Here is a 19,814-nt window from a genome sequence, read left to right as displayed (position 1 = left end):
TTTCGGCAACCGGTAAACATTATCATCTCCGCCGCCCTCCCCGTGACCGTTTCACCCAACGGGCACGAGCACCCCGGGAAGCGCCCAGGCCGTGAACGACGGGCCGGGCGCTGTGAGGCGGATGCCGTCGGTCGCGCCCACGAGCTCGGCGTCGCCAAGAAGCCGCATCGCGGCATCCGCTCCCGCCAGTGTTCCGGCCGGCAGGGACACCGCACCGGGCGCCCGTGCCGCCAGCACGAGCACGGACTCATCGCCCGTTTCGCGCACGAAGACGAGCACGTCGTCGTCGACGTGCAGCCAGCGCATCGAGCCTCCGTTGAGGGCCGGGTGGCCGGTACGCAGGTGGATCAGGGCGGCGTAGAGGTCGATCGTCTCCGCGACCGCCGGCTCCCCCGCGCTCGCCCAGGGCATCGGCGTGCGCGAGTGCTCGCCGTCGTCGCCGGTGAGGCCGAACTCATCCCCGGCGAAGACGACCGGGATACCGGGCAACGTGACCGACAGCCCGAACGCCACCGGCACGGCTCCGTCCAGGGCGTGAGTGCGGAAGCGAGGCGTGTCGTGCGTGTCGAGGGCGTTCATCGTGGCGAGCCGCGTGCGCCAGGGGAACCCCGCGGTGAAGCGGCGATGCGCCTCGACGAACTGCACCCCGGTGTACTGCGGGATCGTGCCATAGGGCAGGCCGAAGAACGAGGAGGGACTGTTCGGCTTCGAGAGCCAGCCCCAGACCGGCCGGGTGAAGTTCGCGTAGGTCATCGCGCCGTGCCAGGCGTCGCCCTGGAAGTCGCTCGCGGCGTCATTGGTGCTTTCACCGAGCAGGATCGTGTCGGGGTTGACCTCGATCATGGTGCGGCGGATGGTCTGGCGCACCTCGGCGTTGAGGTCGTCGCCGAGCATCCGCCCGGTCATGTTGGCGACGTCGATGCGCCAGCCGTCGAGGCTGAAGGGCGGCTCGAGCCAGTGCGCGACGACGGAGTCGGGGCCCTCGATGAAACGCCGCCGGAGCTCTGCCGAGGCCCAGTTGAACTTGGGCAGGCTGCGCGCACCGAGCCAGGAGGCGTAGCCGTCGTGCTCCTCGTCGAGCCAATAGTAGAAGGCACCCTCAGGGGCCGCCGGGGCGCGGTGCGCGGCCCGGAACCAGTCGTGGCGATCGCCCGAGTGGTTGGACGTGAGGTCGCCGATCACCCGGAGGCCGCTCGCGTGCGCGGCACCGACGAGCCGGACCAGGGCATCGTCGCCGCCGAGCAGGGGATCGACCTCGCTGAAGCTCGAGGCGTCGTAGCGGTGGTTGGAGGCACCGGGGAACACCGGGGTCAGGTAGATCAGGGTGATGCCGAGTCGGGCGAGGTGGTCGAGGTGGTCGACCACGCCGTCGAGGTCACCGCCGTAGAACTGGTGCGAACGACCGGGCTGTTCCCTGTCGACGCCGTCGCTCCAGCCCGCCGGGATGCCCCACGCGGGTGCCTCCCGCCCGTCGGCCCTCGCGGACCGGCCGAACCGGTCAGGGAAGACCTGGTACATCACGGTCGACCGCGCCCACTCGGGCGGCGGAGCAAACGTGACGAGCTTGAAGTCCTCCGAGTCGAGCGTCTCGATGGAATGCACGCCGCTCGCGTTCAGCCAGGCATGGCTGCCGTCGACCCGCGTGAGGAGGAACCGGTAACCGTGCACCGGGTTCTCCACGAGCCCCTCGGCCTCCCACCACTGGGCGCCGTCGACCCACTGCGTGCCGTCGACCGTGCCGAGCAGGTGCGCCGCATTGAATCGAGGCTCCCTGTCTGGGTTGGACCGTGCGTAGACGGCACTGACACAGCCGAACTGCCGGGGAACGCGCACCCGCACCCGCACCCTCTCGCCGAGCGCGGGAGTCTGGGTGGAGACGTAGAGCGGTGACCCGTCGTGATGGGGCTCTGCAGAGGGCTGCGGGCGCATCGTGCCGATTACTTGACGGACCCGGCGGTCAGCCCGCCGACGATGTACTTCTGCAGGAACAGGAACAGGGCCATCACCGGCAGCGCCGCGAGCACGGCTCCGGCGGCGAACACCGAGTAGTTGCTCGAGAACTCCTGGGAGACGAACTGGTAGAGGCCGACGGCGAGCGTCTGCTTCTCCGGCGTGATGAGCACGATGCTCGCGATCACGAACTCATTCGTCGTGCCGACGAAGGAGAGCAGGCCGACGACCGCGAGGATCGGGGCGACGAGCCGCAGAATGATCGTGAAGAAGATCCGGGCATGGCCGGCGCCGTCGATCTTGGCCGCCTCGTCGATCGAGGCGGGGATCGTGTTGAAGAAGCCGTACATCAGGTAGGTATTCACGCCGAGGGCGCCGCCGAGGTAGACCATGATCAGCCCGATCTGGGTGTCGAGGCCGATCGCGGGGAAGATGTCCGAGATGCCGCTGAGCAGCAGGAAGATCGCGACGACGGCGAGGAGCTGCGGGAACATCTGCACGAGGACGAGCATGAGCAGCCCCGCCCGACGCCCGCGGAAGCGCATGCGGGAGAAGGAATATGCGGCGAGCGCTCCGAGGAAGACGGTGCACACCGAGGTGATCGTTCCGATCAGGAGCGTGTTGCCGTACCAGGCGGCGTATGGCTGCTGCGGCAGGTTGAACAGGGTCGAGTAGCTGCCGAGGTCGACCTCGTTGAAGAGGCCGTTCGCCGTGATCAGGGTGCCACCCGGGTGCAGCGACGCGGAGAGCACGTAGAGCAGCGGGAATGCGGAGAACACGACCATGACGGCGCCAACGAGGTGCCGCCAGCCGGTGCGGGAGAACCACCGGCCGAAGTTGAACGGTCGTTTGGTCGGGATGTACAGGTCACTGGTTTTGGGGGCTGCGATTCGCATCTCAGTTCAACTCCTCTAGCGCCTTGGTCTGTTTGAAGCTGACGATCGACACGAGCGCGACCAGCAGGAAGATGATGATCGAGAACGCGCTCGCGAGCCCGTAGTCCCGGCTCGCGCCGACGAAGGCCACCTTGTAGACCATCGAGATCAGGATGTCGGTGGCCCCGACGTTCACGCCGGCCGTGACGTCTCGGGGACCGCCGCCGGTGAGCATGTAGATCAGGTTGAAGTTGTTGAAGTTGAACGCGAACGAGGAGATCAGCAGCGGCGCGACCGAGACGAGCAGCAGCGGGAGCTTGATCAGCCGGAACACCTGCCAGGGCCTCGCCCCGTCCACGGTCGCGGCCTCCTGGATCTCGGTCGGGATCGACTGCAGAGCCCCGGTGCAGACCAGGAACATGTACGGGAAGCCGAGCCAGAGGTTGACGAAGATGATGCTGAACTTCGCGAGCCATTCGTTGGTCAGCCAGGGGATGTCCGCCCCGCCGAAGAGCACCTGGTTCACGAAGCCGAATTGCGGGTTGAGCATGCCCGCCCAGACGAGGGCGGAGAGGAAGGCTGGGAAGGCGTACGGCAGGATCATCACCACCCGGTAGACGTTCCGTCCGCGCATCCGCAGGTCGTTGAAGACGATCGCGAGGAAGAGCCCGAGCCCGAACGTGGTCAGCACCGAGAGCAAGGCGAAGGCGAAGGTCCAGAGGGTGACGCTGATCAGCGGCCCGCGGATGGACTCGGAGCCGAAGGCGTGCACGAAGTTCGCGAAGCCCACCTCGACCTTCCAGCCGGGGAGCAGTTCCTCGCCGCTCGGCGCCACGAAGGAGCCGGTCTTGCCGTTGTCGGCGTAGACGACGCCGGTGCTGCTGTTCGTCATGGTGCCGTCGGCGGCGGAGTAGACCAGGTCGGAGACGTAGAGGTAAGCGCTCGACCCGTCGGGGGTGCGGAGGGACCCGTCGTTCGGGTCGTCCGAGACGGGGACGGAGAGCGCGGCGATCGCCTGCTGCTGGGCGACGATGTCGGCGAAGCGCAGCGACGTGTAGCCGGCGAGGCCGGTGGCCTTGCCCGTGGCATCCGTCGTCGCGTCGGTGACGACCCGGAGGGGCTCGTCGCCGAACCGACGCTGATGGTGCCGTCGGGGTCGGTGACGAGGAAGCTGAACTCGCCGGACTGTTCGAGCACGGTGAGGCCGTAGCTCGCGGAGTCGGGAACCCGCTCCTGCGAGGAGACGATGAGCGCGTTGACCGCGTCGGCCTTGGTGCTGTTGTGACCGGTGCCGTAGTTGGTGAAGGCGATGTAGCCGGAGTAGCCGATCACGAAGATCTGGAAGATGAGCAGGAAGATCAGCCCGGGCGCGAGGTACTTGGCCGGGAGCTTCTGGTGGCTGAAGTAGATCCAGTTGACGACCAGGGTGACGAAGGCGACGAGGCCGACGACGACCCAGTCCTGCTTCATCACGAGCACGAAGAGTGCGTAGACGCTGATCGCGTCGACGATGCCCAGAAGCACGATCTTCACGAGGAGCACCTTGACCCCGGCGGAGGCGGCCTCGGCGACCCGGGCGGCCCGCCGGGAGCGTTTCGTCTGCCGGAGCTGCGCCGCGTCCTGCTCGGTGCGTGGTGTGGTCATCGTCGTCCGCTTTCTCGGGTGCAGGTTGTGCTGGTGAGCGGATGCCCGTCCTCGGGGGACGGGGACGGGCATCCGTCGTGCTGTGGTGCTGTGGTGCTTGTGGTGCTGTGGTGCTGTGGCGCTTCGTTACTTGATGGCGGTCTGGATGTCGGCGGTCATCTTCTGCCACAGGGCGACCGGGTCACCCTTCTGGGAGATGATCGCCGCTTCGGTGACACCCCAGAACTGCCAGACCTTGCCCATCTGCGGGATGCTCGGCATCGGGACGGCCGTGGCCGCAACCTTGCCGAAGCCGGCGGTGATCGGGTCGGAGCTGGCTGCCTCGAAGGCCGCGGTGTTGGCCGGAGCCCGCCCGCCGACCTTGTAGAGGGCGGTCTGGACCTTTTCGCTGCCGATGTAGTTGACCAGGAACTCGTTCGCGGCGAGGGCGTTCTTGCTCTTGGCGCTCACGACGAAGCCCTGCACGCCGACGAACGGCTGTGCGGTCTGGCCGCCGGCCGAGGGGATCGGGTCGACGGCGACGGTGATGCCGGCCTTCTGGGCGTCGGGGACGTTCCACGGGCCGGTGATCAGGAACGGCGAGGCCCCGGCGAGGAACTTCTCCTTGGCGATGTCGCTCGTGACGTTGAGGCTCAGGTTGCCTGCAGCGCCCTGGGCGCCGAGCCAGGTCGCGAAGCCCTCGCCACCGGCGTTGCCGATGGACAGGTCGTTCGCGTTGTAGCTGCCGTCGGCGTTGGTGCCGAAGACCGGGGCGCCGAAGGAGGTCTGGAACGGGTACAGGTGGTACGGGTCGGCGTCCGGGCCGAGCTGCACGAGGTACGGGAACTCGGTGCCGGCGGCCTTGCCCGCTGCGACCATGTCGTCATAGCTGGCGGGGGCGGCCGGGGCGAGCGCGGTGTTGCGGAGCAGCGCGATGTTCTCGATGGAGTACGGGACGCCGTAGGTCTTGCCCTCGACGCTCATCGCGGTGACCGCGACCTTCTGGTAGTTGGCGGGGTGTCTGGCCGAGTTCGACCGGCTGCACGACGCCGTTGGCGACGAAGTTGCCGAGCCAGTCGTGGGCGGCGATCGTGATGTCCGGGCCCTTGTCGGTGGGAACCTGGGCGATGAACTCGTCCTGGATCTTGGTGAAGTCCTTCTGGACCAGCTTCACCTCGACACCGGTCTCCTGGGTGAACGCTGCGGCGGCATCCTTGAGCACGGGTGCGCGGTCGGCGTCGACCCAGACGGTCAGGCTTCCGGAGCCGGCGGCGGCCGTGGAGCTCGCTGTCGAGGCGGCCCCTCCGCCTGAACAGCCGGTCAGGGCCAGTGTTGCGGCGGCCAGTACGGCGCCGGCGGCAAGCAGGGCTTTCTTCTTCACCATCATTGGTGTGCCTCTCATAGAACGAACAAATAAAAGTGCAAGCGTTTACATGTTTAGTCGATCGACTGTTGATTGGCAATTCAAAGCACGATGGTATTTGAAAGTTTGTCGGAATCGTTTAAGCATAGATTTCTGCAAACGCTTTCATGAGGGATTCCATGCAGTAAAGTTTTCGTCATGACAGGCTCCGAATGGTGGCGTACCGCCGTTATCTACCAGATCTACCCGCGCTCGTTTGCTGACTCGAACGGCGACGGTATGGGCGACCTCGCCGGTATTACCAGCCGACTCCCGGCCCTGCGCGATCTCGGGATCGACGCGATCTGGCTTTCACCGTTCTATACGTCGCCCCAGCGCGACGCAGGCTACGACGTGGCCGACTACTGCGACGTCGATCCACTCTTCGGCACCCTCGACGATTTCGCCACCCTGCAGGCGACGGCGCACGATCTCGGCATCCGGGTCATCGTCGACCTCGTGCCCAACCACTCCTCGAGCGATCACCCCTGGTTCCAGGCCGCCCTCGCGGCCGGCCCAGGCAGCGAGGAGCGCGGGCACTACATCTTCCGCGACGGCAAGGGCGTCAACGGCCAGCTGCCGCCGAACAACTGGGAATCCGTCTTCGGCGGTCTCGCGTGGACCCGCGTCATGGAGGCCGACGGCACTCCTGGCCAGTGGTACCTGCACCTCTTCGACTCGAGCCAGCCGGACTTCGACTGGCAGAGCCCCTGGGTGCGCGCACAGTTCCGCGACGTGCTGCGCTTCTGGCTCGACCGCGGCGCCGACGGCTTCCGGGTCGACGTCGCACACGGCATGATCAAGGCCGCAGGCCTCCCTGACTACACTCCCCCGCCGACGGCGGCAGCATGGGCGGAGCCACCGCGCTCGAGCCCGGCGTCGTCGCCGAGTCCGCCGCGACCGCCCCGTACTGGGCGCAGCCCGGAGTGCACGAGATCTACCGCGACTGGCGGCTCGTGCTCGACGAGTACCCCGGCGACCGGATCCTGGCCGCCGAGGCCTGGGTCGACCCGCTCAGCCACGTCGCCGAGTGGGTGCGCCCAGACGAGATGCACCAGGCCTTCAACTTCGCCTACCTCGAGACTCTCTGGGGCGGCCCAGCCCTCCGCCGCGTCATCGACGATTCCCTCGCCGCGTTCAGCGCGGTCGGGGCGCCGAGCACCTGGGTGCTCTCCAACCACGACGTGGTCCGGCACGCTTCGCGCCTCGCGCTGACGGGCGACAACCTGCAGGGTCACGGCATCGGCCCGAAGACGGTCGGCCTTCCCGATACCGTCGTCGGCCTGCGTCGCGCGCGGGCGGCATCCGCCCTCATGCTCGCCCTGCCCGGCTCGAGCTACCTGTACCAGGGCGAGGAGCTCGGCCTGCCCGAGGTCGTCGACCTGCCGGACACCGCTCGCGAGGACCCGACCTGGTTCCGTACCAACGGTGAACGCTACGGCCGGGACGGATGCCGCGTGCCGCTGCCCTGGGTCGGCTCTGCGCCGTCCTACGGTTTCGGCCCGACCGCGGCCAGCTGGTTGCCGCAGCCGGCCATCTGGGGCGAACTCGCCCGCGACGTGCAGGAAGGCGTGCCGACGTCGACCCTCGAGCTCTACAAGCTCGCCCTCCGGCTCCGCAAGGAGCACGGCCTCGGGCTCGGTTCGGTGTCCTGGCTGAACGGGCTGGACGGGCTCGGTGACGCGGTCGTGGCGTTCACGAACGGCAGCGTGACCGTTGTCGCGAACACGGGGGCGGCATCCGTCACGCTGCCCGCCGGCGAGGTGCTGCTCGCGAGCGAACCGCTCACGGGACGCACCCTGCCCGGCGACACCACGGCCTGGCTGCGCGCCTAACTCCACCCTCCCTCAGCTGAGGTGTCGCATATCGATGTTCGCGACCCGCGCGAACATCGATATGCGACACCTCAGCGGCTGCCGTTCAGCCCGAAGTGGGAGGATTGAGGGAGCGGCGCCGATTGGGAGCCCGTAGAAGGAGCACACCGTGACCGCCCCACAGACCGACAGCGTCGCCGGCATCCAGCAGAGCACGGATACCGACCTGGTCGCACAGGAGAGCACGGATACCGACCTCGTCGTCGAGTCCGGTTCAGGGCCAGGAACCCGGTCTGGGGCTCGCGCAGTGTCCCGTGCAGGAGCCTACGTCGAGACACACGCGGAAACACACGCTGAGATGCAGGCCGAGAGCGACGCCGAGAAGGCGCGCCACCATGAGATCAAGACCGAGCTCACCCGCTTCATGATGTCCTACAAGTTCGCGACCGACGAGATGATGACGAAGATCAACATCCTCAAGGAAGAGTTCGCGTCCATCCACGACTACAGCCCGATCGAGCATGTCAGCTCGCGGATCAAGTCGCCGGAGGGGATCCTGAACAAGGCTCTCCGCAAGGGCTGCCCGCTCGACCTCGAGGACATCCGCCGGCAGATCCAGGACATTGCGGGCATCCGGGTCACCTGCAGCTTCATCTCCGACACCTACCGGGTGCTCGACATGCTGACCAGCCAGGAAGACGTCACCGTCCTCGAGGTCAAGGACTACGTCGCCGCCCCCAAGTCGAACGGCTACAAGAGCCTGCATCTGATCGTGGCGATCCCGGTGTTCATGTCCGACCGGGTCGAGCCGGTCACCGTCGAGATCCAGATCCGCACCGTCGCGATGGATTTCTGGGCGAGCCTCGAGCACAAGATCTTCTACAAGTACCGCGGCGTCGTGCCGGCGAACCTCGTCGCCGAGCTCAAAGAGGCAGCGGATGTCGCCAATCGCCTGGACATCCAAATGGAACGCCTGCACAACCAGGTCGTCGCCCTCGAACCCACGGTGCGGGCAGGGGACGACCTGCTGAGCATCGCCGGACTCACCCCGTTCGCGCTGCCGACGAGCCTGCTCGAAGCCATCGATCGCGGCCGCACGAGCGACGCCACCGACTAGCGCCACCGGCTGGCGCCACCGGGCGCGCGGGGGCTCTAGTTCGTGTTGGCGCGGAGCCAGACGAGCGGGTCGACGTGGACGCCGTCCTTGCCGCCGAGGCGGATCTCGAAGTGCAGGTGCGGGCCGGTGGACATTCCGGTGTTACCGACCTTGCCGATGACCTGGCCGACCTTGACGACGTCGCCGGTCTTGAAGAGCATCGAGCCGTGGATCATGTGCGCGTAGACGCTCGAGACGACCTTGCCGTCGATGACGTGGTCGATGATCATATGCACGCCGAGGCTGCCTTCGCCGTCTTCGGTGAAGCTCACGACGCCGTCGGCGATGGACTGGATCGGGGCGCCGATGCCGGGGTTGAAGTCCTGGCCTTGGTGGTCAGCGGAACAGCCGGCGCAGTTGCGATAACCGAACCGGTCGCCGATGTGCACGCCGACCGCGAAGGGCCACTGGATCGTGCCGTTCGGGTTGTTGGTGAAGGTCGCTTCCATGCGGATGCCGCTCGCCGCTGCGACCTCGGCGATCGACTTCGATTCGAAGCCGTCACGCGTGACGGAAATCGTGTCCGTGCCGCCGTCCATGCTGAGCGTCTGGGCCGGCTCGGCCGGTGAGGTCTGCGTGGAGAGCCGGGCGGCGGCCTGCACGTCGGCCGAGGAGAGCAGCGCCTCGGCGGGAAGCGATGTCGACACGGCCATCAGGGCGACGAAGGCCATGGCGACGACCGTGACGCCCGTCGTGGCGAGGCGGCGCAGCTTCGGTGCCGGCCGCTGGGACGGCGCCTGGACGGCGGGTCGCTGGGTCGGCTGCTTCATCGTGCCGCTGCGGAGTGCCCGAGAGGCGGTCCGCGACCCGGTCCGAGACGGGCGGACCGGCTGGCCGGCGTCGTCCAGGGCCCGGATCGCCCCGGCGGCACGGGCGGAACCGTGGCCGGACTTCGCGGCGCGAACCTGGGATCTGGTCGGCAGGGGGATCGAAGTGGTCGGCGTCCCGGCATCCGTCAGGAGCTGGTCGAGGTCGGTCACGGGTGCGTCCGCCGCGGCCGGGGCAGCAATCAGGCGGTCGGTGTCGTTGACCGTCACGGCGGCGAGTTCGGGTTCGGCGAGTTCATCGGCGAGAACCTGCACGGCGTCGGCGCTGAGTTCGATCGGCCGCGCGGCGTTCGGAACGGCGGGAACGGCGAGTGCGTCGGCTGCTGCGGCGCGGTGTGCAGCGGCCAGGGGTGTCGCGGCGAGGCGTTCCTGCTCGCGCAGTTCCCGGCGGGTCAGTGCGGCCGGATGCACGGGCACAGCCTGCTGGACGGGCACAGCCTGCTGGACGGGCTGCGCCGGAGCGGAAGAATCGGTCACTGCCGGGCTTCCAGAGTCACTCGCGGCACGCGCGCGTTCACGCGGTGTGGAGGAGTGAGAAGACAAAGTCGGGTGAATTCTTTCGGCGGGGCTGACAGTGGCGAGAGAGTGGTCGTCTTGGCCTGGCCAAAGTAACGAATCACTACAGGCTAGCCCGCGAGGCCCGAATATTCCATTCCTGTGCACGTAATGACACCCCAAAACGGGGTATTTTGCCGTCACTATTGGGGGCGCTGTTTCGGCCGGATTTCCGCTGTCACCCCGGCATCGGCGGGCATCCGGCGGCCGACGCGTCACCGTTCCTGAGAACTCATGAATTCGCTGAAGAGTGGGGCCAGTATCGGCTCGAAGTCGGCGTACAGGTCGGGTGCCCCTGCGATCAGGAGGTCGATTCCCTCCCGGTCCTCGCCGAAGGCTCCGACGCGCGCGCCGGCCTCGCGGGCGACGAGCGCGCCAGCGGCCTGGTCCCACGGGTTGAGCCCGCGCTCGTAGTAGAGGTCGAGGCGCCCCGCGGCAACCGAACAGAGGTCGAGCGCGGCCGAACCGATCCGGCGGATGTCCCGTACCCGGCCGATGAGGCCGTGTACGACGTTCGCCTGCCGCAGCCGCATGGCCGCCCGGTAGGAGAACCCGGTTCCGACCAGTGCGAGGTTGAGGGGAACGCCGGTCTTGACCTGGAGCCTGCTGCCGTTGAGGTGTGAGCCGCCGCCCGCCGAGGCCGTGAAGAGTTCGCCGAGCGCCGGGTTGAAGACGGCGCCGGCCACGGTCGTCCAGGTGGCCGGGTCGTCGCCCTCGACGACGGCGATGCTGACGCCCCAGGCGGGGATCCCGTAGAGGAAGTTGACCGTGCCGTCGATCGGGTCGACGACCCAGGTCAGGCCGGAGGTGCCGGGGGTCGCCGCGGATTCCTCGCCGAAGAAGCCGTCATTCGGCCGCGCCTCGGCGAGCAACGCGCGGATCAGGTTCTCGGTCTCCCGGTCTGCGAAGGTGACGATGTCCTCCGGCGAGGACTTGGACGCGGCCACCTCGACACCCTCCGCGCGTCGCCGCGCGGCCAGCTCCCCGCGACGAGCGCGGTGTCCTTGGCGAGGCGGAGCAGTTCGGTCGGGGCGGGAGCAGTCATGGTTCCACGGTAGATGACGCAGGGGAGAGCCGGGAAGGAGACGCAAAAACCCCCGGAAACACGGGGTTTCCGGGGGCATTGGGTGGTGGCAAGTGAGGGATTCGAACCCCCGAAGTCTACGACGGCTGATTTACAGTCAGATCCCTTTGGCCACTTGGGTAACTTGCCATTGCGCACCCGACCATGTGAAACCACCTGACCGGAGACGCTCAGACAGAATACAAGGGAATTGCCCCCGTGCGAAATTGCGTCCGGAACCGTCGCTGACGGCTGGCGGATGCGCCCGCTCGATATGATCGCTGAAGGGCCATTTCCCCCTGACTTGTGAGGAGCCGCATGGTCGGCATCGACGACGTCGCCCGCCAGGCGGGCGTGTCCACAGCGACGGTGTCCCGCGCCCTGAGCGGCAACGGGCATGTCTCCCCGGCCACCCGGCTCCGGGTCGAGACCGTTGCGGGGGAACTCGGCTACGTCGTGTCCTCGAACGCCTCAAGCCTCGCATCCGGTCGGATGAAGAACATCGGCGTCGTCGTGCCGTTCCTCGACCGCTGGTTCTTCTCCAATGTCGTCGAGGGCGCGCAGAAGGCGCTGCTCCGCGGCGGTTTCGACCTCACCCTCTACAGCCTCGCCGGGGACTACGACGAACGCCGCAGCGTCTTCGAGCACTTCCTGCTGCGCCAGAGAGTGGATGCCGTCATCGCGGTCTCCCTCGAGCTGAGCCCGGATGAGGTGGCCCGGTTGCACGCGCTCAAGAAGCCGCTCGTCGGCATCGGCGGTCCGATCCCCGGGGTGCGTACCCTCACGATCGACGATGTTGCCGTCGCCCGTCTCGCGACCGAGCACCTGCTCGCGCTCGGGCACACCCGGATCGCGCATATCGGAGGCAACCTCGAGCTAGACCTCGACTTCCACCTGCCGACGAACCGGCGGCTCGGCTACGAGCTCGCGCTGACCGGCGCGGGCATCACGCCGACGCCCGCCCTGTTCCAGGCGGCGGACTTCACGGTCCGCGGCGGGTACCAGGCCGCGAAGCAGTTGCTCGGCAACCCGCACGAGCGTCCCACCGCGATCTTCGCCGCGTCGGACGAAATGGCGATCGGCAGCATCCTCGCCGCGCGCGACCTCGGGCTGGTCGTGCCGCGGGACGTCTCCGTGGTCGGGACGGACGACCACGACCTCGCCGACTTCTTCGGGCTGACCACGATCGCCCAGTTCCCGCAGTGGCAGGGAGACAAGGCCGTCGAGATCCTGCTCGACGAGCTGCAGCCGGGAAAGCACGACCCGGTCGGACTCGACACCGCCATCCCGTTCGAGCTGATGGTGCGGTCGAGCACCGCCCGCCCGGCCCAGGGCTGAACCTCACCCGTTCGCGCCCCGCGTCGAATCCACCGCCGCCCCCGTTCCGAATTCAGGAGTTGCGCCCGGCTGAACCGGTTTTCTGACCGGTTCTGGCCGGAATCCGAGGCCGTCTCCTGAATTCGGAACGCGGGCTCAGCCCTGGGGCGGGGTGCCACCGCTGAAGCCGCTGAAGTCGCCGGATGGCGGGCCGCCCTGGAAATCGGTGCTGCTTCCACTGCTCGAACCGCCGAGGCTGGTGAGGCTCGAGCTCGTGTCGGCCGCGGTCCCCGGGATCGCGTCGTCCAGGTCGGCGAGGATCACGACGTCGCCGGCCACGAGGCCGGAATCGATCTCGGTGAGCTCGGTGCCGACCGCGCCGACCGTGACCGTCGTCGAGGTGGAGGTACCGGCGACGAGCAGGTCGACGGTGTATGCCGAGCCGTCGCGGTGCACGGCAGAGGTCGGCACGGTGAGCACGGCATCCGTGCTCTCGATCGCGACCGTGACCTGGGCGGAGGCCCCCGTCAGGATTGTGGCGTCCGTCGCGTCGACGGCGAGGGTGACCGCATATTTCGGCGTCGACGACGTCGAGACGTTCAGGATGCCGATGGAGCTGACGACCCCGGTCAGTTCCGTTCCCGTCGTGGCGAGTTCGATCTTCGCGGTCTGGCCGACCTCGAGGCTCGCGACGCTCGCGAGGGACACGGTCGAGTCGATGACGTAGCCGTCATTGCCGAGGATCGTGATGACGGCGGTGGTCGACGCCGCCGAGACGGTGTCGCCGGCAAGGATCGCCACCGCGGCGACGGTTCCGGCGTACGGGGTCGTGAGGGTGGCGAGGGTGGCCTGCTTCTGGGCGATGGCGAGCTGAGCCCCTGCCGCGGCGATGTCGGCCCGGTCGGCGACGATCGTCTCGGCCGAGGCGACCGTCGTCGTCGCCGTCGAGCCCGTGCCGGCTCCGGAGATGGTTCCGGTCGTCCCGGTGGTTCCGGTGGCGGTGGACGTGGTGCCCGCGGTTGCTGCTGTACCCGTTGTCGTGCCGGTCGCACCCGTTGTCGTGCCGGTGCCGGTGGCTCCCGTGGTCCCGGTTGAGCTTCCGGTCGTCGCGGTCGTCGTGGCGGCATTCGCCGCCGTGACGGCGTCGGTGAGGCCGGTGACGGCGGAGTTCAGCGCGGTCACGAGCGTCAGCACGTCCTGCTGGGCCGTGTCGACGGTCTTCTGGCCGGCGAGGACCGCGGTGATGGCGGTCTGGCAGGCGGCCAGGTCGGCCTTCGCGGCGGCGAGTCGCTCGGCGGCGGTCGCAGGGTCAGCGGTCGCCGTCGGGGTCGCCGTCGGGGTCGGGGTCGGGGTCGGGGTCGGGGTCGGGGTCGGCGTGGCGGTGGCGGTGGGCGAGGCATCCGTCGTGGCGGTGATCGTGTCGGTCGCGCTCGTGTCGGTCGTCGCGGCGTCGTCGAGTGCCGCGTCGATGAACGGCTTGCAGGTCTCGTCGGTCGAGGCCATGGTCGCGTCGCTCGCGGCGACCGCGGTCTGGGCATCGGTGTATTTCGCGAGGAGCGCCGCCTGGGCTGCGGTGACCGCGGTCACGGCCGCCGTCACGGCCGCGTTCGAAACGGTCGGGGTCGAGCCGGTCGACGCTCCCGTCGTTCCCGAGCTCGTGTCCGTGGTGCCCCCGGACACTGAAGCCGCCGACGAGGACCCGGTCGCGACGGCCGTAGACGACGTCGACGACGTCGCGGTGGTCGCGGTTGTCGCGGTGGCGGTCTGGGAGTCGAGGTCGTCGGTGAGGGTCTGCTCGGCTGCGGTGACGGTCTCCTCCGCCTTCGTGACCGCGGCGGCCAGATCCGTGGCGTCGAGGGTCGCGAGGGTCTGACCGGCGGTCACGATGGCCCCGACCGCGACGTCGACCGTCGCGACGGTCCCGCCGACGGAGAAGGCGGCATCCTTCCTGGTGGTCGGTGCGACGGTCCCGGTGACGGCGAGCGACTGGCTCACCGTTCCCGTTGCGGCGACGACGGTGCGGAAGTTGCCGCTGTCCGTGCGGTTCATCGCGTAGACGACCCCGCCGCCCGAGGCGCAGAGCACGGCGGTGACCGCGCCGAGGGCAATCAGGCGCCGGCGGCGCTTCACGACGGCCTTCGCCGATCGGGCCGTCCTGACGGATTTCGCGGTCGCAGGCGAAGCCCCGGCTGCGGCCGCTGCGGCTGCGGCTGCCGCAGCCTCCGCGCGGGCCGCCTTGCGGGAGGCGCCGAAGGGAGTCCTACTCATTGGAGGTGCTCCCGCTCGGACGGGTTCCGCCGCCGAAGCCCGACCGCGAGACGCAGCCGTCCGCGGTGGCGGTCGAGATCTTCAGGGCGGTCGCGGCGAAGCCGCCGCTCGTGTCCGAGGCGCCGGTCGCCACGGCGCACGCGCCGACGACGAGGGCGCTCGAGTCGGAGGCGACCGTGTTGAGGTACGTGGTCGTGGACGCGACGGTGACCGCGGTCGAGGTCGTGTCCGTGCCTCCCATGCCAACGGCGTCGATGGTGATCGAGTCGGCGGTGACCGCGGTCACGAGTCCGCTGACCGGGAAACCTCCTGTCATCCCGCCCGGGGCGCCGGTGGCGCCGTCGGTCGGCATGTCCGTCGGCATGTCAGTCGGCATATCGGTCGGTGCGGTCCCATCGGGGGCACCGCTCGGCATGGTGCCGTCGGCCCCGCCCGTTCCGCCCGCGCCGCCACCGCGGTTGCCCGTCGTGCAGGCTCCATCCACCGCGTCGGTCACGGTCACGCTCGTCGCGGCGGTGGCCACCGTCGTACCGCTCGCCGCGGTGAAGCCGGAGACGGAGACACAACGGCCGACGGAAACATCCGTCAGGGCGCCCGTCACGGTCGCAGTGATCGTCGTCGCGGCCGTGTACGACACGGCGGTCTGGGTGCTGGAATCCTGAACCTGCAGGATGCCGGCGGCAACGGAGGCGATGGTGCCGGTGATGCCCCCGTCTCCCTGCCCACCAGCCGAGGCCGCCGGGGCTGACGAGGCGGCCGGGACCGCGGCCGTGCTCGCCCCCGCGGCGCAGCCGGTCAGGAGGAGCACTCCGCCGAGGGCGAGAAGAACTCCGAAGTTGGTGGCGAAACGGGTGGTCGGTCGAGTGCGGGTCATGAGGTCTCCAATGGACGTGGAACGGTGGCTGAAGCGGATGCCCGGGGCGGGTTCTGCCTGCCGGGCGAGTCGTGCGGGGCGTGGGTTCGGTTGACGCGCATGGCTACTCGCTCCTGAGCGCATCGATCGGCGCGAGCTTGGCCGCCCGGGTGGCGGGGTAGACCCCGAAGACGATGCCGATGGCGATCGCCACGCCGATGGACAGCCCGACCGCGAGCGGGGACACCACGATCGAGCTTCCGATCACCGCGGGCAGGGTCAGGGCGGCAACGACGCCGATCACGGCACCGAGGATTCCGCCGGACAGCCCGAGGATGGCGGCCTCGATCAGGAACTGGCGCCGGATCGCCCACGGCGGGGCGCCGAGCGCCTTGCGGAGGCCGATCTCCCTGGTGCGCTCGGAAACCGAGACGAGCATGATGTTCATCACGCCGATGCCGCCGACGAGGAGCGACAGCCCGGCGACGCCGGTGAGGAGGATCGTCAGGGTCTGGTAGACCGCTGTCGCGGTGCTGACCAGGGCGTCCTGGCTGCTGATGGTGAAGTCGGCGTCGTCCGTCGAGGAGATCGAGTGCAGGTTGAGCAGGAGCGCGTCGGCCTCCTGGTACGCGGCGGACAGTTGCGTGTCCGAGGCGGCCTGCAGGTAGATCGTCGACACCGCATTGCTCGAGGTGCCGCCGACGAGGGCGGTGGCCGCCGTGCTGAACGGCACGATGGCCACGTCGTCGAGGTTGCTCGAGGAATCCGAGCCCGCCGTGGCGAGCACGCCGACCACCTGGAAGGTCTTGTCGCTGATCACGACGGACTGGCCGACCACGTTCTGGGTGCCGAAGAGTTCGTCGGCGGTCTCCGAGCCGAGCACGACGACCGCTGCGGAGGCATCCGCCTGGGCCTGGGTGAAGAAGGAGCCGCGGGCGAGGGTGCGCTGCCGCACCGAGGTCCACGCGGTCGTGGTTCCCGTGACCGTCGTCGTCCAGTTGGTGTCATTGGCCGTCAGCGAGAGCGAGGTGGTGCTCTCCGGGGCGACCCCGGAGATGTCGGGGGCGTTCACGGTGGAGCTGAGGGCCTCGGCGTCCTTGATCGTGAGTGTCGCGCTCGTGCCGAAGCCGCCGCGGGTTCCCGTTGTGCTCGTGCTGCTGCCGGGGGCGACGATGAGCAGGTTGCTGCCGAGGGAGCTGATCTGGGCGCTGACGTCGAGCTGGGTGCCGAGGCCGAGGCCGACGGTCAGGATGACCGCGGCGATGCCGATCAGGATGCCGAGGATCGTGAGCATCGAACGCAGGGCGTGGGAGTAGACGGCGCTCCAGCTGGTGCGGAAACTCTCCATCCAGGTCATGCCGCATTCACCTCGTCCCTGATGATGGCGCCGTCCTTGACCCAAACGATGCGGCGGGCGCGCTGGGCGACCTCGAGTTCGTGGGTGATCAGGACGATCGTGCGGCCGAGGGCGTTGAGTTCGTCGAACAGGGTGAGCACGTCGCGGGTCGACACCGAGTCGAGGTTTCCGGTCGGTTCGTCGGCGAGGATCATGGTCGGTTCCCCGACGAGGGCCCTGGCGACGGCGACGCGCTGCTGCTGGCCACCGCTCATCTCTCCAGGCTTGTTGTCGAGGCGGTCGCCGAGGCCGACGCGTTCGAGGGCGCGGCTCGCGCGCTTCCTGCGTTCCTCGCGCGGGACGTGCCCGTAGACGAGCGGAAGTTCGACGTTGCGCCAGGCCGGGAGCGAGGACAGCAGGTTGAAGCCCTGGAAGACGAAGCCGATCTGCTGGTTGCGCACGCTCGCGAGTTCGATCTCGTCGAGCTCCTCGACGTCGGTGCCGCCGAGGCGGTACTGGCCGCGGGTGAGGGTGTCGAGGCAGCCGAGGATGTTCATGATGGTGGATTTCCCGGAGCCGGACGGCCCCATGATGGCGACGTACTCGCCCTCGTGGATGGCGAGGTTGATCCCTTTCAGCGCTTCGAATTCGATGGTGCCGGACTTGTAGGTCTTTCCGGCGTCGATGAGCTCGATGACGGGGCCTGCGGCATCCGCTTCGAGCACCCACGGGTGGGCGGGCAGGGCTGCGGACGGTACCGCCGCCTGGGGCGCGGGCAGGGGGCGAACGGGTTCGCGAGCGGCTCAACCACCGTTCGACCCGTTTCCCTGGGTCATTCCACCGGAGGGCGGGCCGCCGGACGGGAATCCGCCGCTGCCGCCGCTCTGCCGGTCGGTCGTCGAGCCGCTGTTGCCGGAGCCAGGGGTGAATGTCACGACCACGACTTCGTCGCCCTCTGCGATCCCGGTGAGGATCTCGGTGACGTTGCCGACGGTCTCGCCGACGGTGACGGTCGTCGCAACCGCAGTGCCGGAGGCGTCGAGGGTCTTCACCGTGGAGACGCCGTCCGCGGTCGTGACCGCGGCGCTCGGGACGGTGAGCACGTTGGTGCGACGCTCGTAGACGATTTTGGCCGTGACGGCGACGCCGTCGTAGAGGCCGTCGGGGTCGCCGGTGACGGCGACGACGACGGGGTAGGTGACCGCTCCGGAGGTCGTCGACGGCAGGATGCCGACGGACTGCACGGTTCCGAAGAACGCGGTGCCGTCGTCGAGGGAGAGTTCGACCTGGTCGTTGACCGCGACGTTCGCGATGTCCGACTCGCCGATGGCGAGGGAGAGCGACCACGAGTCTGTTCCGACGATACTGAAGTCGGCCGTGCTCGTAGAGGTCGAGGCGGTCGAGGCGGTCGTGGCTCCCCTGCCCCAGAACTGCCCGAGCTGCCCGAGGAGATCACGTCGCCGACGGCGACGTTGACCGCGGTGACGAGGCCGGCGGCGGGGGCGGTGAGGGTCGCACCGGCGACTGCGGCCTGCGCGGTCACGACGGCGGCCTCGTCGACGGCGACGGATGCCGTCTGGGCCGCGATCTGAGCGACGGCAGCGGCGGTTCCATCGCTGTCGCTCACGCTCGTGGCGAGTTTCGCCTTCGCGGTCGCGAGCGTCGCCTGCGCTTCGAGCACGGCGGCGTCGAGGCTGAGCGTGTCGACGGTTGCGAGCACCTGGCCAGCGGTCACGGTGGTCCCCGCGACGACCGGCACGGCCGTGACGGTACCGGACACGGCGAAGCTGACCGAGTCGTTCACGGTCGGGGTCGCGGTGCCGTCGCTGTCGACGGTCTTCTGCATGGTCGTCAGGCTCGCTGCGGTGGTGATGGGAGCGGCGACCGTGGACTTGGTGTTCGCCGGAACGGCGAATCCGAACCAGTAGATGCTGCCGCCCGCGAGGGCGAGCACGATGACGCCGGCAACCACCCAGGTTCGTGGGCGGATGTGCGTGAGAAACTGTGGCCGTTTCATGGTCTCCTCGATAGCTCGTGCGCGGCTTCTGACTGCCGCGTCGGCAACGGTACGCAGCAGGGCTATGGCCGCGGCCTCCAGCGGCTATCAGTTCCCGATGAGCCCGGCATGCCCGGTGCGTGAGCCGGTGTGCGGATGCCGGGCGAAGCATCCGCCGATAACATTGCTGTCATGGCAGACTCAACGTTCGACATCGTCAGCAAGGTCGACCCGATGGAGGTCGACAACGCCCTCAACCAAGCCCACAAGGAAGTCGCGCAGCGCTACGACTTCAAGAACGTCGGCGCCTCGATCGAGATGAGCGGCGAGAAGGTGCTCATGAAGGCGAACTCGGAGGAGCGTGTCAAGGCGATCCTCGAGGTCTTCGAGTCCAAGCTCATCAAGCGCGGCATCTCGCTGCGCAGCCTCGACGCGGGCGACCCGTACGCCTCCGGCAAGGAATTCCGGATCGAGGCCTCGATGAAGGCCGGCATCGACCAGGAGAACGCGAAGAAGATCGGCAAGATCATTCGCGACGAGGGCCCCAAGGGCGTCAAGAGCCAGATCCAGGGCGATGAGCTGCGCGTGAGCTCGAAGAGCCGCGACGACCTGCAGGCCACGATGGCGCTGCTCAAGGGCAAGGACCTCGACGTCGCCCTGCAGTTCGTCAACTTCCGGTAGGCATCGGGGCATCCTTTTGACGCCGTTCCACGATATGGCGCTGATGAGCCCGGACACCACCGCAGCGGACGTCGACGCCCACCTCGCCGTGTTCGGCG

Annotated in this window: 12 protein-coding genes, 1 tRNA gene and 4 pseudogenes; 4 read left to right on the top strand and 13 right to left on the bottom strand. The window is 68.5% G+C overall.

Annotation, left to right across the window (positions count from 1 at the left end):
- Positions 1-51: 51 nt before the first annotated feature.
- From RGU41_RS18045 to RGU41_RS18030, 4 genes and pseudogenes are all read right to left on the bottom strand, one after another.
- Positions 52-1,929: a glycoside hydrolase family 13 protein gene (locus RGU41_RS18045; RefSeq protein ID WP_322136995.1), complete on the bottom strand. Its 1,878-nt coding sequence runs from the start codon at positions 1,927-1,929 to the stop codon at positions 52-54.
- Between the two features lie 8 nt (positions 1,930-1,937).
- On the bottom strand, positions 1,938-2,846 hold the full coding sequence (locus tag RGU41_RS18040; RefSeq protein ID WP_322136994.1) for a sugar ABC transporter permease: 909 nt from the start codon (positions 2,844-2,846) through the stop codon (positions 1,938-1,940).
- A 1-nt stretch (position 2,847) separates the two neighbouring features.
- Positions 2,848-4,469: pseudogene (locus RGU41_RS18035) on the bottom strand (ABC transporter permease subunit).
- Between the two features lie 126 nt (positions 4,470-4,595).
- A pseudogene (locus RGU41_RS18030) lies at positions 4,596-5,835 on the bottom strand (sugar ABC transporter substrate-binding protein).
- A gap of 174 nt (positions 5,836-6,009) precedes the next feature.
- On the opposite strand from RGU41_RS18030, the pseudogene RGU41_RS18025 reads away from it, so the two are divergent.
- Both RGU41_RS18025 and RGU41_RS18020 read left to right on the top strand, forming a co-directional pair.
- A pseudogene (locus tag RGU41_RS18025) lies at positions 6,010-7,685 on the top strand (glycoside hydrolase family 13 protein).
- Positions 7,686-7,833: 148 nt separating this feature from the next.
- A complete protein-coding gene (locus RGU41_RS18020) occupies positions 7,834-8,781 on the top strand; it encodes a GTP pyrophosphokinase (protein WP_241975298.1) in 948 nt (315 codons plus the stop codon).
- A gap of 35 nt (positions 8,782-8,816) precedes the next feature.
- Here RGU41_RS18020 and RGU41_RS18015 read toward each other — a convergent pair whose 3' ends face one another.
- The 3 genes from RGU41_RS18015 to RGU41_RS18005 all read right to left on the bottom strand — a co-directional run bounded on the left by RGU41_RS18015 (position 8,817) and on the right by RGU41_RS18005 (position 11,415).
- The gene (locus RGU41_RS18015; protein WP_322136993.1) at positions 8,817-10,124 is read right to left on the bottom strand and encodes a peptidoglycan DD-metalloendopeptidase family protein; all 1,308 of its coding nucleotides are present in this window, start codon (positions 10,122-10,124) and stop codon (positions 8,817-8,819) included.
- Positions 10,125-10,417: 293 nt separating this feature from the next.
- On the bottom strand, positions 10,418-11,149 hold the full coding sequence (locus tag RGU41_RS18010) for an inositol monophosphatase family protein (protein ID WP_416173169.1): 732 nt from the start codon (positions 11,147-11,149) through the stop codon (positions 10,418-10,420).
- A 181-nt stretch (positions 11,150-11,330) separates the two neighbouring features.
- A tRNA-Tyr gene (locus RGU41_RS18005) sits at positions 11,331-11,415 on the bottom strand.
- Positions 11,416-11,583: 168 nt separating this feature from the next.
- On the opposite strand from RGU41_RS18005, the gene RGU41_RS18000 reads away from it, so the two are divergent.
- Positions 11,584-12,603: a LacI family DNA-binding transcriptional regulator gene (locus RGU41_RS18000; protein WP_134558660.1), complete on the top strand. Its 1,020-nt coding sequence runs from the start codon at positions 11,584-11,586 to the stop codon at positions 12,601-12,603.
- A gap of 135 nt (positions 12,604-12,738) precedes the next feature.
- Here RGU41_RS18000 and RGU41_RS17995 read toward each other — a convergent pair whose 3' ends face one another.
- From RGU41_RS17995 to RGU41_RS21090, 6 genes and pseudogenes are all read right to left on the bottom strand, one after another.
- The gene (locus tag RGU41_RS17995; protein WP_322136992.1) at positions 12,739-14,850 is read right to left on the bottom strand and encodes an HlyD family efflux transporter periplasmic adaptor subunit; all 2,112 of its coding nucleotides are present in this window, start codon (positions 14,848-14,850) and stop codon (positions 12,739-12,741) included.
- Positions 14,843-15,724: a hypothetical protein gene (locus tag RGU41_RS17990; RefSeq protein ID WP_134562052.1), complete on the bottom strand. Its 882-nt coding sequence runs from the start codon at positions 15,722-15,724 to the stop codon at positions 14,843-14,845. Before RGU41_RS17990 ends, RGU41_RS17995 begins: the two co-directional genes overlap by 8 nt.
- A gap of 103 nt (positions 15,725-15,827) precedes the next feature.
- Entirely contained in the window at positions 15,828-17,060 is a 1,233-nt protein-coding gene (locus RGU41_RS17985; protein ID WP_134448796.1) for an ABC transporter permease, read from the bottom strand.
- Positions 17,057-17,764, bottom strand: a complete 708-nt coding sequence (locus RGU41_RS17980; RefSeq protein ID WP_322136991.1) for an ABC transporter ATP-binding protein — start codon at positions 17,762-17,764, stop codon at positions 17,057-17,059. Before RGU41_RS17980 ends, RGU41_RS17985 begins: the two co-directional genes overlap by 4 nt.
- Positions 17,765-17,842: 78 nt before the next feature.
- Positions 17,843-18,283 carry a hypothetical protein gene (locus RGU41_RS17975; protein ID WP_322136990.1) on the bottom strand — a complete coding sequence of 147 codons (441 nt, stop codon included), beginning with the start codon at positions 18,281-18,283 and terminating at the stop codon, positions 17,843-17,845.
- Positions 18,284-18,756: 473 nt separating this feature from the next.
- A pseudogene (locus RGU41_RS21090) lies at positions 18,757-18,885 on the bottom strand (RND transporter); the annotation flags it as partial.
- A 342-nt stretch (positions 18,886-19,227) separates the two neighbouring features.
- On the opposite strand from RGU41_RS21090, the gene RGU41_RS17965 reads away from it, so the two are divergent.
- Positions 19,228-19,716, top strand: coding sequence for a YajQ family cyclic di-GMP-binding protein (locus tag RGU41_RS17965; protein WP_134448794.1), 489 nt, complete (start codon positions 19,228-19,230; stop codon positions 19,714-19,716).
- Positions 19,717-19,814 lie beyond the last annotated feature (98 nt).

Origin of the sequence: Cryobacterium sp. 10C3 (genome assembly GCF_034314285.1) — a bacterium.
GTDB lineage: Bacteria > Actinomycetota > Actinomycetes > Actinomycetales > Microbacteriaceae > Cryobacterium > Cryobacterium glucosi.
The sequence above is the reverse complement of the archived record's forward strand: the minus strand, read 5'-3'. Positions and strand labels throughout refer to the sequence as shown.

What these genes read in the sequence shown, in the direction of transcription:
- RGU41_RS18045 (WP_322136995.1), bottom strand. Translation starts at nt 1,929, where the DNA reads ATGCGCCCGCAGCCCTCTGCAGAGCCCCATCACGACGGGTCACCGCTC.
- RGU41_RS18040 (WP_322136994.1), bottom strand. Translation starts at nt 2,846, where the DNA reads ATGCGAATCGCAGCCCCCAAAACCAGTGACCTGTACATCCCGACCAAA.
- RGU41_RS18000 (WP_134558660.1), top strand. Translation starts at nt 11,584, where the DNA reads ATGGTCGGCATCGACGACGTCGCCCGCCAGGCGGGCGTGTCCACAGCG.
- RGU41_RS17995 (WP_322136992.1), bottom strand. Translation starts at nt 14,850, where the DNA reads ATGAGTAGGACTCCCTTCGGCGCCTCCCGCAAGGCGGCCCGCGCGGAG.
- RGU41_RS17990 (WP_134562052.1), bottom strand. Translation starts at nt 15,724, where the DNA reads ATGACCCGCACTCGACCGACCACCCGTTTCGCCACCAACTTCGGAGTT.
- RGU41_RS17985 (WP_134448796.1), bottom strand. Translation starts at nt 17,060, where the DNA reads ATGACCTGGATGGAGAGTTTCCGCACCAGCTGGAGCGCCGTCTACTCC.
- RGU41_RS17965 (WP_134448794.1), top strand. Translation starts at nt 19,228, where the DNA reads ATGGCAGACTCAACGTTCGACATCGTCAGCAAGGTCGACCCGATGGAG.